Below are 20471 nucleotides of genomic sequence, written 5' to 3'. Positions count from 1 at the left end.
TTTGCGGCTTTCCTACCCTCACCCTCATCCTGAGGTGCCGAAGCGCAGCGGAGGCCTCGAAGGAGCCCTCCAGGGATCGCAGCGCCTTCTGGAGCCCTCTTTCGAGGCCCGCTTCGCGGATACCTCAGGATGAGGGTGAGGGTGGGACAGGCCGAGCCAGCAGCATCTCTCTCAGAAGCAGCGCGATGAACTACAACTGGAACTGGCGGATCTTCTTCGACGCCTCGCCGGAGGGCAACGGTACGTATCTCGACATGCTGCTCTCCGGGCTCATGTGGACGATCGCCACCGCGCTCTGCGCCTGGGTCATCGCGTTCTTCCTCGGATCGCTGATCGGCGTGCTGCGCACCCTGCCGTCGAAGACCGCCAATGCGATCGGCACGACCTACGTCGAGATCTTCCGCAACGTGCCGCTGCTGGTGCAGATGTTCCTCTGGTACTTCGTGCTGCCGGAGCTGGTTCCGACCCGGCTCGGCGACGCGATCAAGCAGATGCCGGACGCGCCGTTCTACACGGCGGTGGTGTGCCTCGGCTTCTTCACCGCCTCGCGCGTGGCCGAGCAGGTCCGCGCCGGCATCCAGTCGCTGCCCCGGGGCCAGCGCATGGCCGGCACCGCGATGGGCTTCACCACCTACCAGACCTACCGCTACGTCCTGCTGCCGAACGCCTACCGGATCATCCTGCCGCCGATGACCTCGGAATTCCTCAACAACCTGAAGAATACGTCTGTGGCGCTGACCATCGGCCTCCTGGAGCTGACCGCCCGGGCGCGTTCGATGCAGGAATTCTCCTTCCAGGTCTTCGAGGCGTTCACGGCGGCCACGATCCTCTACGTGATCGTCAACCTCGTGGTCGTCACGGCGGCGACCTTCCTGGAGAAGGCGGTCGCCATCCCCGGCCAGCGCTGACGAACGTCGCCTCCGACCACCCGCCCGACGGCCACCGCAAACAGGCGCCGATGCTCTCGAATTTCGATTTCTCCGTCATCGTCTCGTCCCTGCCTTACCTGTTCGGGCAGGGCATGGTCTTCACCGTGACGCTCACCGCCATGGCGGCGGCGGGCGGCGTCGTGATCGGGACGCTGCTGGCCATGGCCCGGCTCTCGGGCGTGCCGGGCCTCGCCCAGATCGCCAAGGGCTATGTCGAGCTGTGCCGCTCGCTGCCGCTGGTGTTGGTGATCTTCTGGTTCTACTTCCTCGTGCCGTATATCGGCGCCTACGTGACCGGGGCATCGACGCCGATCCAGGTCGGCGCCTTCCCGTCGGCGCTGATCACCTTCATGGCGTTCGAGGCGGCCTACTTCTCGGAGATCATGCGGGCGGGCATCCAGTCGATCGCCAAGGGCCAGACCGCCGCCGCGCAGGCGCTCGGCATGAACTACTGGCAGACGATGGGCAACGTCGTCCTGCCCCAGGCCTTCCGCAACATGCTGCCGCTGCTGTTGACCCAGACGATCGTGCTGTTCCAGGACACGTCGCTGGTCTACGTGCTCTCGCTGACAGACTTCATGGGCGCCGCCTCGAAGGTCGCTCAGCGCGACGGCCGCCTCGTCGAGATGTATATCTTCGCGGCGGTCGTCTACTTCGTGATCTGCTTCTCGGCCTCGTTCCTGGTGCGCCGCCTGCAGCGCCGCGTGGCCATCATCCGCTGACCGACACTGGAGACCGCGTATGACCTCGTCCCCGATGCCGGCCCCGCAAGCCGCCGAGCCCGCCGTCGACGCCGCCCATGCCCCGGCGGATGTCGGGCTGCAGCCGGGCGGACTCGTTTCCGGCGTTCCCGCGGCGGCGCCCGGCGAGACGATGATCGCCATCGACAACATCAGCAAATGGTACGGCGACTTCCAGGTACTGACGAATTGTACCACCAAGGTCGCCAAGGGCGAGGTCGTGGTGGTCTGCGGCCCCTCGGGCTCGGGCAAGTCGACCTTGATCAAGTGCGTCAACGCGCTGGAGCCGTTCCAGAAGGGCCAGGTCACGGTGGCGGGCACCAAGGTGGCCGACAAGGCGACCAACCTGCCAAAACTCCGCTCGCGGGTCGGCATGGTGTTCCAGCATTTCGAGCTGTTCCCGCACCTGTCGATCACCGACAATCTCACCATCGCCCAGCGCAAGGTGCTCGGCCGCAGCGCCGAGGATGCCAAGAAGCGCGGGCTCGACCTGCTCGCCCGGGTCGGCCTCGGGGCGCATGCCACCAAGTTCCCCGGCCAGCTCTCGGGCGGCCAGCAGCAGCGCGTGGCGATCGCCCGGGCGCTCGCCATGAATCCGGTGGTGATGCTGTTCGACGAGCCGACCTCGGCGCTCGACCCCGAGATGGTCGGCGAGGTGCTCGACGTGATGGTGGAACTCGCGCGTGAGGGCATGACCATGATGGTCGTGACCCACGAGATGGGTTTCGCCCGCAAGGTCGCCGACCGGGTGATCTTCATGGATCGCGGCGAGATCGTCGAGGATGCGAAGAAGGAGGACTTCTTCGGCAGCCCCCGGTCGGAGCGCGCGCAGACCTTCCTGTCGAAGATCCTGCAGCACTAGCCAGGGCGCCTAACCCAAAGCCTCCTGCGCGGCCCGATACTCCCGCCCGTGCCGGCAATAGCCCTCGACGATGCGGATCATCGTGGCGCGTTTCCCGGCATCCAGCGGCGCGAGGATCCGCGCCGGGCGACCGCCCCAGAGATAGCCGGCTTCGAGGATCTGGCCCGGATCCGTGGTAGCGCCGGCCGCCAGCATCACGTCATCGGCGATCAGGGTGCCGGGCGCGATCGCCGCGCCGATCCCGATGAGCGAGCGGGCGCCGATCCGGCTGTCGGCGATCCGCACGTTGTGGGCGATCGTGGTATCGCGCCCGATCACCACGCCCTCGCCGCGGGTGCGGATGACGGTGTTGTCCTGGATGTTGGTGTCGGCGCCGACCACGATCGGCCCGGCCTCGGCGTTGAGATCGCAGCAGAACAGCACGGTCGAGCCTGCGCCCAGGCTTACGCGCCCGCGCACGGTCGCGGTGCGGGCCACGAACACGCTGGCCTCGACGTCCGGTGGCTCTGCGGCGGGCGGCGTGGGACCTTCGCCCATCCGCTCGCGCAGGCGCTCGGCGCGTTCGGCGACGTCGTCGGCGCCGATGGGCTGCTTCGGCCGCGCCGGGCTGCCGGCATAGGCGTAGCCGCCGGGGAGTTGCGTCCGCGGGAAGACGGTGGATCCGGCCTCAATCACCGCGCCGTCGCCGATCTCCGCCCCGTCGAGGATCACTACGTCGTCCTCGATCACGACATCCGAGCCGACCGTGCAGGCATGCACGACGCTGTTGCGCCCGACGGTCACGCGGTCACCGACCTGCGTGCCCCGCGCCAGGGTGGCGATGTGGACGGTCGAGCGCGGGCCGAGCCAGAACCGGTCGCCGAGGACGATGCTCTGCCCGTCCGCCCGGATCACGGCGTCGTCGCCGATCCAGGCCTGGGCGCCGATGCGGGCCGCGCCGATCACCGTGCTGGCGCGTCCGCACCAGACGGGCCGGCTCGCGAAGTCCGGCTGGACGCCGTGGTAGGGCAAGATCAGGTCGGGGGTCACGCGGATATCCTTCTCCGCCGCCGGACCAGGATCACGTCCCGGGGCCGGCGGGGCGCGGCAGAAAGTGTCATATAGCGACACGACTTGATGTGACAGGCCGGGGCTGGCCGCAGCCGTCCGCGCTTCGTATGGATCGGAGTATGAGCGAAACCGTCCCGAGCATCGATATCCAGGCTGAGCCCTTCGACACCGCGGCCGAGATCGCCCGCGTCAGTGCCGATCTCGGCGGCCGGGCCGGTGCCGTCGTCACCTTCTCAGGCCTGTGCCGGGACGAGGACGGGCGCTTGGCGGCCCTGGAACTCGAACATTACGCCGGCATGGCCGAGGCGGAGCTATTTCGGGTTGCCGAAACGGCCGCGTCGCGCTGGCCGCTTCAGGCCGTGCGGGTGATTCACCGTTACGGGCGCGTCCGCCCGGGCGACGGCATCGTGCTTGTGATCACCGCCGCGAGCCACCGGGTCGCCGCCTTCGAGGCGGCGAGCTTCCTGATGGACTATCTCAAGACCCGCGCGCCGTTCTGGAAGCGCGAGCACCTCGCCGACGGCACCATCGGCGCCTGGGTCGAGGCGACCGCGCAGGACGATGCCGCGGCCCGTCGATGGCGGTGAGCCGGGCTACACGATCAGCGCGTTGAGCAGCACCGCGAGCGCCCCTCCGGCGATGGCGATGCCCATCAGGATCACGCTGCTGAGCTGATCGCCGGAATCGACCGTGCGGCCGGGACCGAGGGATTGGACCGGCGTCTCGCCGTAATGGTCGCTCATCGCGTGTCTCCTGCAGGGGCCGGCGCCTGATCGGCTGAACGGCCGCAACCAACGCGCGAAAGGTCCTGCGGTCCCATGCAGAATGCGGTTGCGCATCGTGGACCGTGCGGAAACGGCCGGGCTCCATGCGCATATCCCGGGCCGCACGCACTTGACCGCGGTGGCCCCGCAGCGTTCGTGGGGCGGCAGTGCGGGAGCGACGATGTTGGACAGGAAGCTTCAGGATTTCGAGGGGCCGGTCGGCCCCTGGCGCGGCGCCGCGCCGCTCGCGGCCTCGGGCATCGCGGTCGTTTGCTTCGCGGCGGCGCTGGCGCTGGCCTGGATGTCGGTGGGCACGCTGCTCCTGATCTTCGCCGGCGTGCTGCTCGGCGTGTTCCTGGACGGGCTGACGCGCGGGATCGGCCACGTCCTGCCTCTGCCCCGGGCCGTGCGGCTGACCATCGCCAGCCTCGCCGTAGCGATCGCGGCGGTCGGCTTCGGCAGCTACGGCGGCGCCACGATCGTGCAACAGGGGCGCGACCTCGGCACCACGATCAAGGATCAGGCCGGCACCGTCACAAATTGGCTGTCCGAGCGCGGCATCGATGTGCCGAGCCTCGCGCCGCAGGGCGGCGGAAAGGACGGCTCGACGGAAGCCGGGCAGCGGGAGGGCGGCCTCGGCGGCCTCGCCAACGGGCTCCTGAAGGGCAGCAGTTCCATCGTCTCCGATGCCGGCAGCGTCCTCGGCCCGGCAGCCGCCGTGATCCTCGGGCTGTTCGACGCGCTGGGTAACCTGCTGGTCATCGCCTTCCTGGGACTCGCCTTCGCGGCCGACCCGAAGGCTTACCGCGACGGCGTGGTCCGGTTCGTGCCGCCGCAGAAGCGCTGGCGGGCCACTCAGGTCTTGGACGGGGCCGGCGAGACCCTGCGCCACTGGCTGTTCGGCCAACTCATCATCATGGCGGTGATCTTCCTGTGCACCTGGGCGGGGCTGTCCTTCCTGGGTATCGGCGGCGCGCTGATCCTGGGCCTCCAGGCGGGTCTGCTCGCCTTCGTGCCGACGGTCGGCCCCTTGGTGGCGGGGCTCGTGATCGTATTGGCCGCCCTCGCCTCGGGCGCCAAGGCGGTGATCGGCGCGGTGGGCGTCTACCTCGCCGTGCAGTGCCTGGAGAGCTACGGCCTGACGCCCTTCATCCAGAAGCGCGCCCTGGACATCCCCCCGGCCACGATCTTCGCCGGGCAGTTGATCCTCGGCGTGATCTTCGGGCTCTGGGGCATCGCGCTGGCGCTGCCGCTGATGGCGGTGATCAAGGTCCTGCTGGAACAGCTCTACGTCGAGGACACACTCCACGAGCAGCCGAGCACCTGAAAGTCCCGGTTCCGAAATCCCGCGCCTTTTCGTGGGTGCCCGGCGAGGCCCTGCCGGGTGCGGGCGAAGCCCGCTTGTCGCGCTTCGCCCGATTGTCGGGGCTCTGCCCCGCCACCCCGCCACAGGGCTGATGCAAGGTGCGGTGATCCCGACCCATAATCGGGATCACCACGCCCGGCGGACGTCCGCCGCCGCGCCTTCGCGCGGACGAACCGCGATGAGACAGGCGCATCAGGGTTCGGATGAGCCCTTCGGGAAGCCGGGGCGGCGCTGTCAGGCGCGCAGGGCGTCCTCGATCATCCGGGCCACCGCCAGCGCCCGGCCGTCGTCGCCGAAGCGGCCGATCACCTGGACGCCGACCGGGAGCCGATCGCCCGGGACCGGCACGTTCACGCAGGGCACGCCCATCAGCGTCCAGAGCTGGTTGAAGCGCGGGTCGCCCGTCGCGGCGAGCGTCGCGGGGGCTGGTCCCGGCGCAGAGAACGTCAGGATCGCATCATAATCGACGAACAGGTCCTTGAGGACCCGCCGGGCCCGGTGGGCGTGGCGGCGGGCATCGTCGTACGCGGCCGGCTCGATAGCCGCACCCGCATCGAGATGCGCGCGGACGAGGGGCGGCAGCGATTCGGCCTGCGTATCGTATTCCCAGCCGAGCGCGAGCCGTCCCTCGTAATTCTGGATGATCCGGTGGCGCTCCCAGGCCTGCCCCAACGCAGACGGCAGCGCGAGATCGGTCACCTGCGCGCCGGCGCGCTCGGCCGCCTGCCGCGCGCGTTCCAGGGCCGCCTCGGCCTCCGGCTCCGGCGCTTCGGCGAAGTCCTGCCGGACGAGGCCGATGCGCGGCGCGGATCCCGTCTCCGCCCCCTCGATCTGCGGCCGGCCGGTCACCAGCGCCAGCGCGTGGGCGACGTCCGCGACACCGGCGGCGAACAGGCCGACCGTGTCGAGTGCCCAGGAATAGGCCTTCACCCCGACGGTCGGGATCAGCCGGAAGGACGGCTTCACCGCGGCGCAGCCACAATAACTCGCGGGCCGGATCACCGAGCCCGCCGTCTGCGTGCCCAGCGCCAGCGGCAGCATCCCGGCTCCAACCGCCGCGGCCGAGCCCGCCGACGAGCCGCCGGGCGTGTGTCCGGGATCGTGCGGGTTGACCGTCGCGGTCGGATCGCTGCTCGCGAAGGCCGTGGTGGTGGTCTTGGCCAGCGCCACAGCGCCGAGGCCCTTCAGTTGCGCCACCACGGCGGCGTCCCCCCGCGGGTGCCAGCCCGCGTAGATCGACGAGCCCATCTGGGTCGGCATCCCGGCGCTGTCGATGATGTCTTTCACGCCCACCGCGATCCCGGCGAGCGGCCCGGTCTCCGGGATCGCAGGTGCCGCGTCGAGCGTCACGAAGGCGCGCAGCTCCGGTTCGCGGGCGGTGATCGCTGCCCGGCAGAGATCGATCGCGCCCGCGGGCGTGAGGGTGCCGGCTTCGATGCGGGCGCGGAGGTTGAGGAGCGAGAGCATTTTGTATTCAGGGCTCCGGATGGCGGATCTGTCAACAGAGCCACAGGGCGCCGCATTCCGGAAACGCCGTTGACGAACGCTTTACGGGACCGTGCGCATCGTCCGTGTTATGTGGCGTGGCGTATCCCTGTTATCGGCCCTGGCGCTGTTCGGCGCGGGGCTCACCGCGTGCTCGATCAACCATTTCGAGCGGCGCGAGCCGTGGCGCGATCAGGCGGAGCAGGTCTGCCTGGCCAAGAAGCTGGTGGAGCCCACCGAGTTCATCACGCCGGTGGCGGCGATGGACGGCCCGGGCCCCTGCGGCATGCAGCAGCCGTTCCGGGTGACGCGGCTCGGCGGCGGCTCCGTCCTGCTGAAGCAGCGGATGACGCTCGGCTGCCCGGCGCTCGCCGAGGCCGAGGCCTGGCTCGCCGATACGATCCAGCCCGCCGCCAACCTCTATTTCGGCGTGCCGGTGGTTGAGATCAACGCGGGCTCCTATTCCTGCCGGGGCCGCAACAACCAGCCGGGCGCGAAGCTCTCCGAGCACGGCTTCGGCAACGCCGTCGATCTCATGTCGGTGAAGCTCGCCGACGGGCACGTGATCACCGTGAAGGGCGGCTGGCGCGGCACGGAGGCCGAACAGGGTTTTCTGCGCGAGATCTTCTTAGGGGCCTGCCAGCGCTTCACCACGGTTCTGGCCCCGGGCTCGAACGTGTTCCACTACGACCACATCCACGTGGACCTCGCCCGGCACGATCCGCGCGGCCTGCGGCGGATCTGTCAGCCGCTGATCAAGTTCACGCCGCAGCTCGGCACCGGCGTCGAGCGGCCCCTGTCGCGCCCGGTGCCGCCGCCGCGCCAGCCCGCCGCCCCGCAGGCCCCGGTGGATATCGAGGAGGACGATCCCTACGGCGTCTCGCCGATGTCGAAGGCGGCGAGCCCGACGCAGGTCGCCCGCGCCCCGGCGCGTATGCCCACGGCCACGGCCTACACGTCTGCGGCGCCGGCGCGGCCGGCGCCGCACGTCGCGACCGCCCTCCCGGTCGAGCCCCTCCCGAGCGACGACGAGCCGCTCCAGCTCGGCGCGCCGTCGCCCGACACCGGGCCGATCTACTGAGTGGGTCGCGTCAGCCTGGGGACCATCGGTCCGCCCGGCGGATCACTGTAGCGGCCGCGCCGCACCGGCCGTCAAAACCGCCGCGGGAGCGCGGCATGAGCTTGACTGGCGGCGCAGCCGGGCCATCGTCCCAGGATGCTGGACCGTTCATCCGCCGAGGCCCGCGCCATGCGTTCGATCCGTCACGGCCTCGCCCTCGGGCTGGCCCTCGTCGCCCTGGCGCAGCCGGCCCTGGCCCGCTCGGCGCGGGAGGATATCGAGCCCGCCGAGGAGCGGGAATTCCCCTTCGATGCGCAGATTCCCGGCTGCCAGGACCCGTCGGTGCTGGAGCGGGTCTCGACCAACTTCGCAGAGAAGGAGGCGAAGTTCTGGAATTCGTCGATGACGATTCTGTCCTTCGACACGATCGAGCGCACGGCCTGGCGCCCCTGGGGGCTCGACACCTACCCGCGCCGGTTCTGCACCGCGACGGTCACGACCTCGGATGGCGTGCGCCGCAAGGTCGATTACTCGGTCCGCGAGAGCCTCGGCTTCATCGGGGCGACCTGGGGGGTCGAGTTCTGCGTCCACGGTCTCGACCGCGACCTGGCCTACGCCTACGCCACGGCCTGCCGGATGGCGCGCCCCTGATCATGCGCTTCACGGCCGCCTGCCTCGCCGCCCTGCTGCTGGCCGGGCCGGCCGCCGCCCAGGATTACGGCGGCTTCGCCCGTCGCGGCACCCCCGGCGAGTTCGACTTCTATGTGCTGGCCCTGTCGTGGTCGCCGAGCTACTGCGCCGGGGCGGGCGAGCGCCGGAACGACAACCAGTGCGCGCCGGGCCGCGGGCTCGGCTTCGTGGTCCACGGGTTGTGGCCGCAATACAGCCGGGGCTACCCCGAGAACTGCTCCGCCGTGGTGCGCGCGCCGACCCGGCAGGCGATCGCGGTGGCCGGGCAGGTCTATCCGAGCGAGGGCCTCGCCCGGTACGAGTGGCGCAAGCACGGCACCTGCTCGGGCCTCGATCCGGCAGCCTATTTCGCGGCCGCCCGGGACGCCCGGTTGGCCGTGACGATCCCGGATACCCTCAAGGGCGGCGGACCGCCGCAGACGCTGGCGCCCATCGAGATCGCCCGGCAGTTCGCCGCCGCCAATCGCGGCCTGCGCCCCGACATGATGGCGGTCACCTGGGCACGGGGACAGCTTCAGGAAGTCCGGATCTGCTTCGACAAGGACGTGAAGGGCTTTGCCCCCTGCCCCGAGGTCGCCCGCGGCAATTGCCGCGCCCCCAAGATCACCCTCGACGCCGCGCGCTGATCTTTTCGGCCGCCGAGGCTGGACCCGGGCCGTCGGATCCGCTTCACGACCCTCATGAATTATCGGCACGCCTTCCACGCCGGCAACCATGCCGACGTGCTCAAGCACTTCGTGCTGGCGCGGGTGCTCGACCACCTGCGCCTCAAGGACAAGCCGTTCCGGGCGCTCGATGCCTTCGCGGGCCTCGGCATCTACGACCTCGCCGCCGACGAGGCCTCCCGCACGGGCGAGTGGCGGGACGGCTGGGGCCGCATCGGCGCGCCCTTCGCGCCGCCCGTCGAGGCGCTGCTCGCACCCTACCGGGCCGCGGTGGCCGCGGTGCAGACCCGCTACGGCGCGACGGCCTATCCCGGCTCGCCCGCCGTGATTCGCGAGGCCCTGAGGCCCGGCGACAAGGGCGTGTTCGTCGAGCTGCACCCGGCCGATGCCGCCACGCTGCGAGGGCGCTACGAGCGCGATCCGCGCACGAAGGTCCTGAGCCTCGACGGCTGGACAGCGGTCAACGCCCAGATCCCGCCGCCCGAGCGGCGCGGCCTTGTGCTGATCGATCCGCCCTACGAGGTGCCCGGCGAGATCGAGCGGCTCGGCGCCCACCTCACCCGGGCCGTGGCGAAGTGGCCGACGGGGGTGTTCCTCGCCTGGTACCCGATCAAGGACGCGGCCGCCCTCGACCGCATGATCCGGGATCTCGATGCCGCCCTGCCCCGTCCGGCGCTCCGCCTCGACCTGCTGATCGACCGCCCGGACGATCCGACGCGCCTAACCGGCAGCGGGCTGATCGTCGTCAACCCGCCCTGGCGCCTCGCCGACGAGGCCCTGCTGGTCCTCCCGGCCCTCGCCGAACGCTTGGCCCGGCAGGACTTCGGAGGGTTTCGCTGCGACCCGATCGGCGTCGTGCCGTGACCGGGCAGCATTGGCCCACCCCGCAGAAGCTATTAACCAAAGGTTGAAAGCAGAAGGGAAAGTCCCCCATGCACTTGTTGCCACAAAGATACATTTGATGCGGGACCGATCGCGCGGATGTGAAAATGCCCAAAAACTATGCAATTGCCGTATGTTTGCTTTTGTATCAAACGCAGCCTGATGTCAGCTTGGCCGCAGATGGACTTCAACGAGCGGTGAACCGATGCTGACGCGATCCACCCTGGCCGGCTTCACCGCTGTCCTCCTATCCTCGACCAGCCTCCTGGCGGCCGATCTGGCGGCCCCCGCCCCGGCCCCCGTGCCGCCCCCGGCCGAGCCCTGCAAGGCGACGCTGCTCGGCCCGACCTATGGCGGCGTGATCAAGGCCAACCCGAGCCCGACCTGCTTCGCCGCCGGCCCGCTCGGCGACCTGTATGTCGGCGGTGCGGTGACCGGTTACGGTTACGTGCAGACCAACCCGTTCAGCAATTTCGCGACGCCGGCCGCTCCCAATGAGCGCGATCGCGCAGCCCGGTTCGACTTCTCGAACATCCAGGGCATCATCCAGAAGCCGGAAGGTGGCTTCCAGTTCTACATTCAGGCGGGCGGCTACTCGATCCCGCAGCTCGGCTTCCCGACCATCGGCACCTTCGCGCAGACGGACCTGCTGTTCGGCCCAGTTCCGGTCGCCTTCGGCAAGATCCAGCTCAACGACGAGTGGTCGGTCCAGGGCGGCCGGATGTTCACCCTGATCGGCAGCGAGCTGCTGTTCACCTATCAGAACCTGAACATCAACCGCGGCCTGCTGTTCGTGCAGGAGAACTTCATCAACCAGGGCGTTCAGGTGAACTACGCGAGCGGCCCGCTCTCGGTCTCGCTCGCCGGCACGGACGGGTTCTTCTCCAACGAGATCACGTGGTTCACCGGCAACGTCGCCTACAAGCTCGACGATTACAACACGATCGGCGTGAACGGCGGCCTGAACCTCGGCCGCACCAACGCCTTCGCCCGGAGCCCGCGCTACCAGTTCGCGACGCCCGGGTTCCAGCAGAACAGCGGTATCTTCGACATCAACTACACCTACGCGAACGGTCCGTGGATCATCTCGCCTTACTTCCAGTTCACGAATGTCGAGCGGGATCCCCGCGTGGGCATCAATGCCTCCGCGTCGACCTATGGCGGCGCGCTCCTGGCGGCCTACTCGTTCACCGACAACTTCTCCCTGGCCGGACGCATCGAGTACACCGAGCAGACCGGCGTGCGGGGCGGAGCGACCCCGAACCTTCTCGGGTTCGGCTCGGGCAGCAATGCCTTCTCGGTCACCGTGACGCCGACCTTCACGTTCGACCGCTACTTCTTCCGGGTCGAGTACGCGCATGTCGAACTCGGCAACATCACCCGGGGTAACCTTGCGGAGGGGACCTTGGGCTCCGGCTTCGGCCGGACCGGCAATCGCACCACGCAGGACCGCTATATGGTCGAGACCGGCATCACCTTCTGAACCAGTCCAATCCCGGCCGCTCAGGCGGCCGCGCGAAGCCCCCGGGTGCAAACCGGGGGCTTTTTTTGTTTCGTCGCGCATCATGCCCGGTCGTTCTCTTTTCTTCGTAATTAATTTCTCTTTTATATCGATTCGAAGTATTGATTGTGAGTGCGATATCTATTTATGTGAAGTGGTATTCGAGATATAGTGCGGATCATCGGCCGCCCCTTGAAACGTCATGGCGATGTCATGTAGATCTCGACCCGTTCCTGCTTCGGCTGGATTGGAGATCAAGGAATGACTTCGATGGAAGCTTTGTCGGCGACCCTGTGGAGCTTGGCAGAGCCGGGCATGACGCCGAAGGCGCTGCGGGCCGCACTCCGCGCGAAGCATCCCGAGGCGTCCAAGAAGGACATCGTGCGCGCGGCGTTCTACGCGTTGATCGAGGCCCGGTCCCAGGATGGACAGGCCCTCGACGCCCTGCACCGATTCGCGCTCGCCGAGCGCATCCCCTCGGATGACCCGCCCATGACGATTGGCAAGCGGCGAAAGAAGAAGCAGGATCGAGGCGCCGAGGTGATCGTAGCCACGGCCGCCGAGGCGGCCTGAACGGCGTGCGGGGAGCTGCGACGGGGCGTCAGCTCCGCCGAAGCAGTCGCCGTCCCGGACGGTGGCCCTCCTCGCCCGTGTCGCGAAATCCGAGCTTCTTCAGGAGCTCCCACGACGCGATGTTGGCGGGCCGGCACTCCGCCACGATGGTTCGGCTCGGGAAGCGTCCGGCCAAGTGGCCGATGATGGCCGAGACCGCCTCGAACGCGAAGCCGCGCCCGCGTGCGGCACCGCCGATCCAGTAGCCGATCTCGATCGCGCCCGCCCCGCGCAGGTGTGTGCCCACGACACCGATGAGTTCACCGCCGGGGGACTCGTCGGCGGCAGCGCCGCGCGTCCATGCGCCGAGGAAGCGGTCCTGCCCCCGCCGGCCGGACTGGATCAGGTCCTCGGCGTCCTGCAGCGTGAAGGGGGCTGGGAGAAAATCGACGGCGGCGGTGATCGCCGGGTCGTCCGTGAGCCGGCGCAGGGCGTCCGCATCCTCGAGGCGCAGAGATGCGATCGACAGGCGCGGCGTCTCGATCCCGGGCAGGTCGCAGAGGCTGGCGCGGACGGCACGGATGGTAAACATCCCTTCGAGATGGGGTGCCGGACGGTGCGGAAAAAGCACGGCCACGGCCCCCGCGATCATCCCGCGCAGACCGCGAAAACGCGGTGTCGCTCTTCGCGCAGGGGGCGCAGCGACGACGGACGGGAACGGTTGCTTAACCTGAATCCGTCTTCATTGGGGCATCAAGTTGCGTCAGGCAAACGGGTGCGTCGATGCGGGTGCGCGGTAAGGGTCGGATGTTGCGGACGCTGTCGCGGGTCGCCCTCATCGGCATCATCGGCGGAGCGGCGGCTGCCTGCTCGTCGGACGCGTCGCGGCTGAGCAACCCGTTCTCGAATCCGTTCGATTCGGAGCCCTCGGCCACCGGAAGCCTGCCGGATGGCAGCCTCAAGCCCGCCCCCGCGATCCGCACCGGCCGGATCCAGTCGGAGGCGCTGAGCCCGCCCGCGCCGCCGCGGGCGGTCAGCGCTGCGGCTCCGGCCCAGACCCATGCCGCCGCGCCCGCCACCCGCGTCGCGTCGACCGGGCAGGTCGGCTGGAGCGCCCAGGGCGGCACCCAGATCACCGTGTCGCAGAACGACAGCCTGAACCAGATGTCGACGCGCTATGGGGTTCCCGCCTCGGCGATCCTGGCGGCCAACGGCCTGTCCAGCGCCAACCAGATCACCCCCGGGCGCCAGATCGTGATCCCGGTCTACAACGCCTCCGGCATGAACCCGGCCGCCGCCCCGATGACCGCCCGCCCGGCCCGGGCCGCGGAGGAGAAGCGCGAGGACGCCAAGCAGGTCGAGGGCAAGCTGGCCGCCAAGCGCGAGGAAACCGCCAAGGAAGCCAAGCGCGAGGAGGCCAAGCGCGAAGAGGCGAAGGAAGCCGCGAAGGAGGCGGCCAAGGAAGCCACCAAGGAAGCCGCCAAGCGGGCCGCCGACAAGGAGGCGGAGCGCAAGGAAGCGCTGGCCCGCGATGCCGCCGCCCGCAAAGTCGCCGACGCGAAGTCCCGCAAGGAGACCGTGAAGGAGGCCGCTAAGGCCGATTCGAAGGCGGACGACAAGCCGCGGCACGTCCGCCCCGGGCAGGTCGCCAAGATCGACGAGAAGAAGCCGGATCCCAAGGCCGAGGCGAAGGCCAAGGCCGACGCGAAGGCGATGGAGGCCAAGGCTGAGGCCAAGGCCGCCGCGAAGGCCGAGGCCACTCAAAAGCTCGCCGAGGCCAAGGCCGCCAAGGAAGCCGCGCAGAAGGCGGCCGCCGCCGAGAAGGTCGCCGCCAGGGAAGCGCCCAAGCCGGTCGCACCCGCGGCTCCGGCGAAGCCCGAGCCCGCCGCCACCGGTTCGGTCGCCGACGCCGCAGCCTCCGAGAGCTTCCGCTGGCCCGCCAAGGGTCGGGTGATCTCGGGCTACGGCAGCTCCGGCAACGAGGGCATCAACATCGCTGTGCCGGAGGGCACGCCCGTCAAGGCCGCCGAGGAGGGCACCGTCGCGTATGCCGGCTCCGACGTGAAGGGCTACGGCAAGCTCGTGCTGGTGCGCCACGCCAACGGCTACGTCTCGGCCTACGCCCATAACGGCGAGCTCGACGTGAAGCCCGGCGACAAGGTCAAGCGCGGTCAGGTCATCGCCAAGTCGGGCGCCTCGGGCAACGTGACCTCGCCGCAGCTGCACTTCGAGATCCGCAAGGGCGGCGCCCCGGTGGACCCGATGTCCCAGTTGGCCAGCAACTGACCGGCCCATCCGGTTCGGAGCGCGCGACGGTCCCGCGAGGGGCCGTTCTCGTTTCCGGGCCTCAGGGTTTCGGCACCTGCAGCGTCCCATCGGGGCTGTGGTGGTCCACCGCCTCCGGGAGCGCCTGGGCGAGGGTCGGAAACAACTGATCCACCGGGACGCCGAGCTTCTGCGCCATCTGGCGCACCTGCTCGTTGTCCAGGACCTTGCGCAGGTCGTCCGCGGTGATCGGCTCGTTCGGGCCGCGGCCGAGCCAGGAATTCACCTGGCTCTCGTAGCCGGAGCGGCGGAGCTGATCGAGCAGTGCGTTGAGGCCGCCGGGCAACACCTGCTGGATGAGGCCCGGCAGGGCCTTCAGCGCCATCTGCCCGAGCGATCCGCCCAGTGAGTCGAACAAGCTCATGGTGTTCCCCCGTCGACCGATCCGTCCGCGATCAGTCTAAGCTGATTTGCGTCGGCAGGCCAACGCGTCATCCGCTTAGGTCGTTGGTGGACCGCAGGTTTTCGTCGCAGAACCGGCGGCTGATTTCGTGAAACCCGCATGGGCGCGTCACCGGCAGGGGGGACACCGGAACCGCGTGAACGGCAATTTAATCGACAGCGGGGCCGCCGTGGCTCGGTATGCCGGTCTGACTTCCGTTTTCCGGTCGCGCGGCGATGAGACTCCCGGCCCTGTCCCTGCTGCTCGCGGTCTGGGCCGGTGTGACCCTGTCCGCGCACGCCGAGGTCGTGCGGCCGGCGCCGGATGAGCGCACCTTGACGGATGCGGTGTTCGTCCGGCCGCTCTACGGTGCCTACCGCCATTGCGGCGGTGCCTGCCTCAAGAGCGGCTCCCTGACGTGGTACTGCTTCCAGAAGCAGAGCTGCTACCTGAGCTGCGCGACCGCGCCGCCCCAGATGAAGTGCGCCATCCCGTAGCGCTCTGATGGGTCAGCGGACCTGCGTGCTGAAGTTCGGCTGCGGCTTCAGCGCGCCGTTCTCACTCTCCGCGGCCACAGCGGCCGGCAGGAACTCGGCGAGCGCCGTGGCAACCCGCCCGTCCGGGATACCGAGATCGTAGGCCAAGCGCTCCGTGACCGCCTCGGGCAGGCACGACGCGATGGCGGAGGCCGGGACGGCCTGCCACTGGTCCGGCTGCGTCTGCGCCGAGAGCCAGGACTCCACCGCGCCGCCATGGCCGGTCTCGCGCAGACGGTCGAGGAAGGCCGGGAGGCCGCCGGGGTAGAACTTCGCCAGCGCCAGGGCGAGCTTGCCGCTGCCGGTCACCTCCAGGGCGCGATCCGCCGCGGCCGCGATATCGCCGATCAGGTTCTTCGCACCGTCGAGCAGGCCCATGGTTCTCCCCCATCACGCTTGAGTTCCGGCAGAAAGGTCGGGCGCGAAGCGTTGCCGGCAAGCACGTGCGGCAATTCCGCGGTGGATCGCGTAAGCTCTCTGCCGCGAAGTTGCGGGAGCCGTCATGAAGAGCGTGCGCGCCGGCGTGCTGGAGATCGCCTACCGGGAGGCCGGTCCGCCGGACGGTCCGCCGGCCGTGCTGCTCCATGGGTTTCCCTACGATATCCACGCCTATGACGGCGTGGCCGAGCGGCTCGCCGCCGCGGGGGTGCGCTGCCTGATCCCGTACCTGCGCGGCTACGGGCCGACGCGGTTCCTCGATCCCGCCACGCCGCGTTCCGGTGAGCAGGCCGCGCTCGGGGCCGACCTGCTGGCCTTCCTCGACGCCCTCGGCATCGGGCGCGCCGTGCTCGCCGGCTACGACTGGGGCGGCCGCGCGGCCTGCGTGGTCGCGGCCCTCTGGCCGGAGCGGGCGCAGGGGCTCGTGAGCTGCGGCGTCGGCTACAACATCCAGAACATCCCGGCCGCCGGGCAGCCCGCCCCGCCGGAGGCCGAGCATCGGCTCTGGTATCAGTACTACCTCCACGGCGAGCGCGGCCGTGCAGGATTGGAGGCTAACCGGGACGCCTTCTGCCACCTGCTCTGGCAGCTCTGGTCGCCGACCTGGGCCTTCGACGCCGAGACCTTCGCGCAGACGGCCCGATCCTTCGACAATCCCGATTTCGTCGATGTCGTCGTGCATTCCTACCGCCATCGCTTCGGCCTCGTGTCGAGCGATCCGGCTCTGGTCGAGATCGAGGCGCGCTTGGCGGAGCAGCCGAACGTCGCCGTGCCGTCGATCGTGCTGCTCGGCGCCGACGACGGCGTCGGCCCACCGTCGGAGACCGACACGGAGGCCCGTCACTTCACAGGCCCCTACCGGCGTGAGATCGTCGCGGGGGTGGGCCACAACTTCCCACAGGAGGCGCCTGACGCCTTCGCGGCGGCAGTGCGGACCCTTTTGTGAGGCCAAGACGGGCGCGGCGCGCTTCGGCGTTGCTTTCGGGAAGCCCCTGGCTATAGTCCGCGCGCTTTTCGACAGGTCTGCCCACGCTGAGTACCGGCGGCAGGCCCGCGCGCCATTTGCAGGAGACGCTCGTTGATCACCCCCGCCTTCGCGCAAGGGGCCGGTACGGCCGCTGGCGGAGCGGAGATCGCCTTTCAGGTGATCCCGTTCGTTCTGATCTTCGTGATCATGTACTTCCTGATCCTGCGGCCGCAGCAGAAGCGGGTCAAGGATCACCAGACCCTGCTCAAGTCCGTGCGCCGGGACGATACGGTCGTCACCAATGGCGGCCTCGTTGGGCGCGTGACCAAGGCGGCGGACGACCAGCCCGAGATCGAGGTCGAGATCGCCCCGAACGTCCGCGTGCGGGTCGTCCGGACGATGATCTCCGAGGTCCGCGCCAAGGGCACCGTGAAGGCCGCCTGAACCGCTGGTTGAAACGGCCGGCTTAACGCGCCGGCCCACAAGAGAAAAAGACGGCCGATGCTGCGCTTCTCCCGTGCGAAGATTTTCGCCACGCTGGGCCTGATCCTGGTGGGGCTGATGCTCGCCGTGCCGAGCTTCTTCTCGCCCGAGCAGCGCAAGGGCTTCGTCGCAAGCCTGCCCGCGTGGTTCCCGAGCTGGGTCGTGCCGACCCGGGCCATCGTGCTCGGCCTCGATCTCCAGGGCGGCTCGCAACTGCTGCTCGAAGTCGACCAGAACGAGCTGATCGCCTCCCAGGCCAAGGCCCTGCGCGACGACGTGCGCCGGGTGCTTCAGCAGGAGAACGTCCGGACCGACGGCGGCATCGGTCTGCTCCAGCGCGGCGTGCAGGTTAAGATCGCGGACGACGCGGCCCGGGCCAAGGTGCTGCCGAAGCTTCAGGAACTGGCGCTGCCGACCACCACCTCGCTCGGCCAGACCGCGGCCCGAACCCTCGACGTCTCCGAGCAGCCGGGCGGCCTTGTCCGCCTGACCCTCACCGATGCCGGCATCACCGACCGGACCCGGCGCGCCGTGAGCCAGGGTATCGAGGTCATCCGGCGGCGGCTCGACTCCACCGGCACCACCGAGCCCTCGATCCAGCAGCAGGGCGCCGACCGGATCCTGATCCAGGTGCCGGGCGAGCAGAACCCCGAGCGCCTGGAAAAGCTCCTCGGCTCCACCGCCAAGCTCGAGTTCCGCATGCTCGCCGACAGCCCCTCGGGCGACGTCGACATGCTGCCCTCCAAGGACGAGAAGGGCGCCAAGGTGCCGGTCGAGCGCCGGGTCATGGCCGATGGCGGCGAGTTGACCGACGCGCAGCCCGCCTTCGACCAGCAATCCCATGAGCCGATGGTGAGCTTCAAGTTCAACCTGCGCGGGGCGCAACGCTTCGGCCAGGCGACCTCGGAGAATGTCGGCCGGCGCATGGCGATCGTGCTCGACAACGAGGTGGTGTCGGCGCCCGTGATCCGTTCGGCGATCACCGGCGGGTCGGGCCAGATCACCGGCAATTTCACCGTGCAGCAGGCCAACGATCTGTCCGTGCTGCTACGGGCCGGCGCCCTGCCCGCGAAATTCACCGTGGTCGAGCGCCGCGTGGTCGGCCCCGGCCTCGGCCGCGACTCGATCGAGGCCGGCAAGCTCGCGACCCTGGTGGCGGCGGGCCTCGTAGTCTGCTTCATGTTCGCGACCTACGGGACCTTCGGCTTCATCGCCAACATCGCCCTCATGGTCCATGTCGGGCTGATCCTGGGCCTGATGTCGGTGCTCGAAGCCACCATGACGCTGCCCGGCATCGCCGGCATCGTGCTCACCATCGGCACCGCGGTGGATTCGAACGTGCTGATCTACGAGCGCATGCGCGAGGAGCAGAGGGCCGGCCGCTCGCTGATCTCGGCGCTCCAGGCGGGCTTCGACCGGGCATTCGCCACCATCATCGACTCGAACTCGACCATGGCGATCGCCGCCCTGATCCTGTTCTTCCTCGGCTCGGGCCCGGTGAAGGGGTTCGCCGTGGTCTTCATCCTGGGCATCCTCACCACGGTCATCACGGCAGTGACGCTGACCCGGATGATGATCGCGGTGTGGTACAAGACCTTCCGACCGAAGGCCCTGCCGTTCTGAACGCGTTCATTTTCGGGAGATCGATCACCGCCGGCAAAGGCCGCTGCAAACCACGCCCTCATCCTGAGGTGCCCGCGCCAGCGGGCCTCGAAGGAGCCCTCCAGCCGGCGCCGTGAGTTCTGGAGGCCTCCTTCGAGGCCTTCGCTGCGCTCCGGAACCTCAGGATGAGGGTAAGGATGGGATGAGCGGGTCGGCGCTGTGACTCCCCAAACGTTAGGTCCGAAACAATGCGCCTGCTCCGCCTCTGGCCCGATGAATCGCATTTCGACTTCATGCGATTCCGGCGCTTCACCTTCCCACTCTCGGCGCTGCTCTCGCTCGCCACGGTGGTGCTGTTCCTGACCGTCGGGCTGAATTACGGCATCGACTTCAAGGGCGGCACCCTGGTCGAGCTGCAGGCGAAGTCCGGCACCGCGGATGTCGCGGCGATCCGCCATACGGCCGCCGGCTTCGGCTACGGCGAGCCGGAGGTGCAGGAACTCGGCAACCAGGGCACCGTGCTGGTCCGCCTGCCGCTCCAGCCCGGCGAGCAGGGTCAGACCGCGGTCATGAACAAGGCCCACGCCGCCTTCGATCAGGATTACGATTTCCGCCGCACCGAGACCGTCGGCCCCCGCGTCTCGGGCGAGCTGGTCCAGTCCGGCACGCTCGGCGTCGTGCTCTCGGTCGTCGCCGTGCTGCTCTACCTCTGGTTCCGGTTCGAGCGGGAGCTGGCGCTCGGCGCCATCGTGGGCACGCTCCACGACATCGTGCTCACCGTCGGCGTGTTCATCATCAGCCGGATCGAGTTCAACATGACCTCGATCGCGGCGATCCTCACCATCGTCGGCTACTCGCTCAACGAGACGGTCGTGGTGTTCGACCGCACCCGCGAGCTGATGCGCCGCTACAAGACCATCCCCACCGTCGACCTTCTCAACCTGTCGATCAACTCGACCATGTCGCGGACGGTGATGACCTCGATCTCGTCCGGCCTGTCGCTGCTGGCGCTGGTGCTGTTCGGCGGCGAGGCGATCAAGGGCTTCGCCACCGTGATGCTCTGCGGCGTCCTGATCTGCACCTACTCGGCGATCTTCATCTCGACGCCGGTGTTGATCTATCTGGGGCTGATGCTCTCCGGCGCCCGCGCGGCGGCGGAGCGGTCCGGCGTCCCGCAACCGGCGGAGTAGTC

Annotated in this window: 23 protein-coding genes; 17 read left to right on the top strand and 6 right to left on the bottom strand. The window is 69.2% G+C overall.

What is annotated here, in order from left to right; all coding sequences use genetic code 11:
• The first annotated feature begins 185 nt into the window (after window positions 1-185).
• The 3 genes from MKK75_RS24680 (at window position 186) to MKK75_RS24670 (ending at window position 2531) form a co-directional block, all read left to right on the top strand.
• On the top strand, window positions 186-908 hold the full coding sequence (locus tag MKK75_RS24680; protein WP_244045148.1) for an amino acid ABC transporter permease: 723 nt from the start codon (window positions 186-188) through the stop codon (window positions 906-908).
• Between the two features lie 50 nt (window positions 909-958).
• Window positions 959-1651: an amino acid ABC transporter permease gene (locus tag MKK75_RS24675; RefSeq protein WP_244045147.1), complete on the top strand. Its 693-nt coding sequence runs from the start codon at window positions 959-961 to the stop codon at window positions 1649-1651.
• A gap of 151 nt (window positions 1652-1802) precedes the next feature.
• The gene (locus tag MKK75_RS24670; RefSeq protein WP_244045187.1) at window positions 1803-2531 is read left to right on the top strand and encodes an amino acid ABC transporter ATP-binding protein; all 729 of its coding nucleotides are present in this window, start codon (window positions 1803-1805) and stop codon (window positions 2529-2531) included.
• A 9-nt stretch (window positions 2532-2540) separates the two neighbouring features.
• Here MKK75_RS24670 and MKK75_RS24665 read toward each other — a convergent pair whose 3' ends face one another.
• Window positions 2541-3560, bottom strand: a complete 1020-nt coding sequence (locus MKK75_RS24665) for a gamma carbonic anhydrase family protein (protein WP_244045146.1) — start codon at window positions 3558-3560, stop codon at window positions 2541-2543.
• Window positions 3561-3700: 140 nt separating this feature from the next.
• Here MKK75_RS24665 and MKK75_RS24660 point away from each other — a divergent pair, with 140 nt between their 5' ends.
• A complete protein-coding gene (locus MKK75_RS24660) occupies window positions 3701-4168 on the top strand; it encodes a molybdenum cofactor biosynthesis protein MoaE (RefSeq protein WP_244045145.1) in 468 nt (155 codons plus the stop codon).
• Window positions 4169-4174: 6 nt separating this feature from the next.
• Here MKK75_RS24660 and MKK75_RS24655 read toward each other — a convergent pair whose 3' ends face one another.
• Window positions 4175-4324 (bottom strand): hypothetical protein, encoded by a 150-nt coding sequence (locus MKK75_RS24655; protein ID WP_244045144.1) that lies wholly within the window; start codon window positions 4322-4324, stop codon window positions 4175-4177.
• Window positions 4325-4526: 202 nt separating this feature from the next.
• Here MKK75_RS24655 and MKK75_RS24650 point away from each other — a divergent pair, with 202 nt between their 5' ends.
• A complete protein-coding gene (locus MKK75_RS24650; RefSeq protein ID WP_244045143.1) occupies window positions 4527-5672 on the top strand; it encodes an AI-2E family transporter in 1146 nt (381 codons plus the stop codon).
• Between the two features lie 273 nt (window positions 5673-5945).
• Here the strand turns inward: MKK75_RS24650 and MKK75_RS24645 are convergent, their stop codons facing one another.
• Window positions 5946-7178 carry an amidase gene (locus MKK75_RS24645; RefSeq protein ID WP_244045142.1) on the bottom strand — a complete coding sequence of 411 codons (1233 nt, stop codon included), beginning with the start codon at window positions 7176-7178 and terminating at the stop codon, window positions 5946-5948.
• Window positions 7179-7287: 109 nt separating this feature from the next.
• Here MKK75_RS24645 and MKK75_RS24640 point away from each other — a divergent pair, with 109 nt between their 5' ends.
• From MKK75_RS24640 to MKK75_RS24615, 6 genes are all read left to right on the top strand, one after another.
• A complete protein-coding gene (locus MKK75_RS24640; RefSeq protein ID WP_244045141.1) occupies window positions 7288-8277 on the top strand; it encodes an extensin family protein in 990 nt (329 codons plus the stop codon).
• A 168-nt stretch (window positions 8278-8445) separates the two neighbouring features.
• A complete protein-coding gene (locus MKK75_RS24635) occupies window positions 8446-8907 on the top strand; it encodes a hypothetical protein (RefSeq protein ID WP_244045140.1) in 462 nt (153 codons plus the stop codon).
• 2 nt (window positions 8908-8909) lie between these two features.
• On the top strand, window positions 8910-9572 hold the full coding sequence (locus tag MKK75_RS24630) for a ribonuclease T2 (RefSeq protein ID WP_244045139.1): 663 nt from the start codon (window positions 8910-8912) through the stop codon (window positions 9570-9572).
• A 54-nt stretch (window positions 9573-9626) separates the two neighbouring features.
• Complete coding sequence (locus tag MKK75_RS24625) at window positions 9627-10475, top strand: 23S rRNA (adenine(2030)-N(6))-methyltransferase RlmJ (RefSeq protein WP_244045138.1); 849 nt, start codon at window positions 9627-9629, stop codon at window positions 10473-10475.
• A 223-nt stretch (window positions 10476-10698) separates the two neighbouring features.
• Complete coding sequence (locus MKK75_RS24620) at window positions 10699-11976, top strand: porin (RefSeq protein WP_244045137.1); 1278 nt, start codon at window positions 10699-10701, stop codon at window positions 11974-11976.
• A 288-nt stretch (window positions 11977-12264) separates the two neighbouring features.
• The gene (locus tag MKK75_RS24615; protein WP_313901891.1) at window positions 12265-12567 is read left to right on the top strand and encodes a hypothetical protein; all 303 of its coding nucleotides are present in this window, start codon (window positions 12265-12267) and stop codon (window positions 12565-12567) included.
• A gap of 28 nt (window positions 12568-12595) precedes the next feature.
• Here the strand turns inward: MKK75_RS24615 and MKK75_RS24610 are convergent, their stop codons facing one another.
• The gene (locus tag MKK75_RS24610; RefSeq protein ID WP_244045135.1) at window positions 12596-13138 is read right to left on the bottom strand and encodes a GNAT family N-acetyltransferase; all 543 of its coding nucleotides are present in this window, start codon (window positions 13136-13138) and stop codon (window positions 12596-12598) included.
• A 191-nt stretch (window positions 13139-13329) separates the two neighbouring features.
• Between MKK75_RS24610 and MKK75_RS24605 the strand changes: the two genes are divergently transcribed.
• Window positions 13330-14832: a peptidoglycan DD-metalloendopeptidase family protein gene (locus MKK75_RS24605; RefSeq protein ID WP_244045134.1), complete on the top strand. Its 1503-nt coding sequence runs from the start codon at window positions 13330-13332 to the stop codon at window positions 14830-14832.
• 61 nt (window positions 14833-14893) lie between these two features.
• Here MKK75_RS24605 and MKK75_RS24600 read toward each other — a convergent pair whose 3' ends face one another.
• Window positions 14894-15235: a YidB family protein gene (locus MKK75_RS24600; RefSeq protein WP_244045133.1), complete on the bottom strand. Its 342-nt coding sequence runs from the start codon at window positions 15233-15235 to the stop codon at window positions 14894-14896.
• 254 nt (window positions 15236-15489) lie between these two features.
• On the opposite strand from MKK75_RS24600, the gene MKK75_RS24595 reads away from it, so the two are divergent.
• Window positions 15490-15750 carry a hypothetical protein gene (locus MKK75_RS24595; protein WP_244045132.1) on the top strand — a complete coding sequence of 87 codons (261 nt, stop codon included), beginning with the start codon at window positions 15490-15492 and terminating at the stop codon, window positions 15748-15750.
• Window positions 15751-15762: 12 nt separating this feature from the next.
• Here MKK75_RS24595 and MKK75_RS24590 read toward each other — a convergent pair whose 3' ends face one another.
• Window positions 15763-16167: a YidB family protein gene (locus MKK75_RS24590; protein WP_244045131.1), complete on the bottom strand. Its 405-nt coding sequence runs from the start codon at window positions 16165-16167 to the stop codon at window positions 15763-15765.
• A 124-nt stretch (window positions 16168-16291) separates the two neighbouring features.
• On the opposite strand from MKK75_RS24590, the gene MKK75_RS24585 reads away from it, so the two are divergent.
• The 4 genes from MKK75_RS24585 (at window position 16292) to secF (ending at window position 20469) form a co-directional block, all read left to right on the top strand.
• Window positions 16292-17173: an alpha/beta fold hydrolase gene (locus tag MKK75_RS24585; RefSeq protein WP_244045130.1), complete on the top strand. Its 882-nt coding sequence runs from the start codon at window positions 16292-16294 to the stop codon at window positions 17171-17173.
• A gap of 132 nt (window positions 17174-17305) precedes the next feature.
• Window positions 17306-17638, top strand: a complete 333-nt coding sequence (yajC, locus tag MKK75_RS24580) for a preprotein translocase subunit YajC (RefSeq protein ID WP_244045129.1) — start codon at window positions 17306-17308, stop codon at window positions 17636-17638.
• 57 nt (window positions 17639-17695) lie between these two features.
• Complete coding sequence (secD, locus tag MKK75_RS24575) at window positions 17696-19300, top strand: protein translocase subunit SecD (RefSeq protein ID WP_244045128.1); 1605 nt, start codon at window positions 17696-17698, stop codon at window positions 19298-19300.
• 227 nt (window positions 19301-19527) lie between these two features.
• The gene (gene secF, locus MKK75_RS24570) at window positions 19528-20469 is read left to right on the top strand and encodes a protein translocase subunit SecF (RefSeq protein ID WP_244045127.1); all 942 of its coding nucleotides are present in this window, start codon (window positions 19528-19530) and stop codon (window positions 20467-20469) included.
• Window positions 20470-20471: the final 2 nt, after the last annotated feature.

It is taken from the genome of Methylobacterium sp. J-030 (assembly GCF_022829545.1).
GTDB lineage: Bacteria > Pseudomonadota > Alphaproteobacteria > Rhizobiales > Beijerinckiaceae > Methylobacterium.
This window is presented reverse-complemented; position numbering and strand designations above follow the sequence as displayed.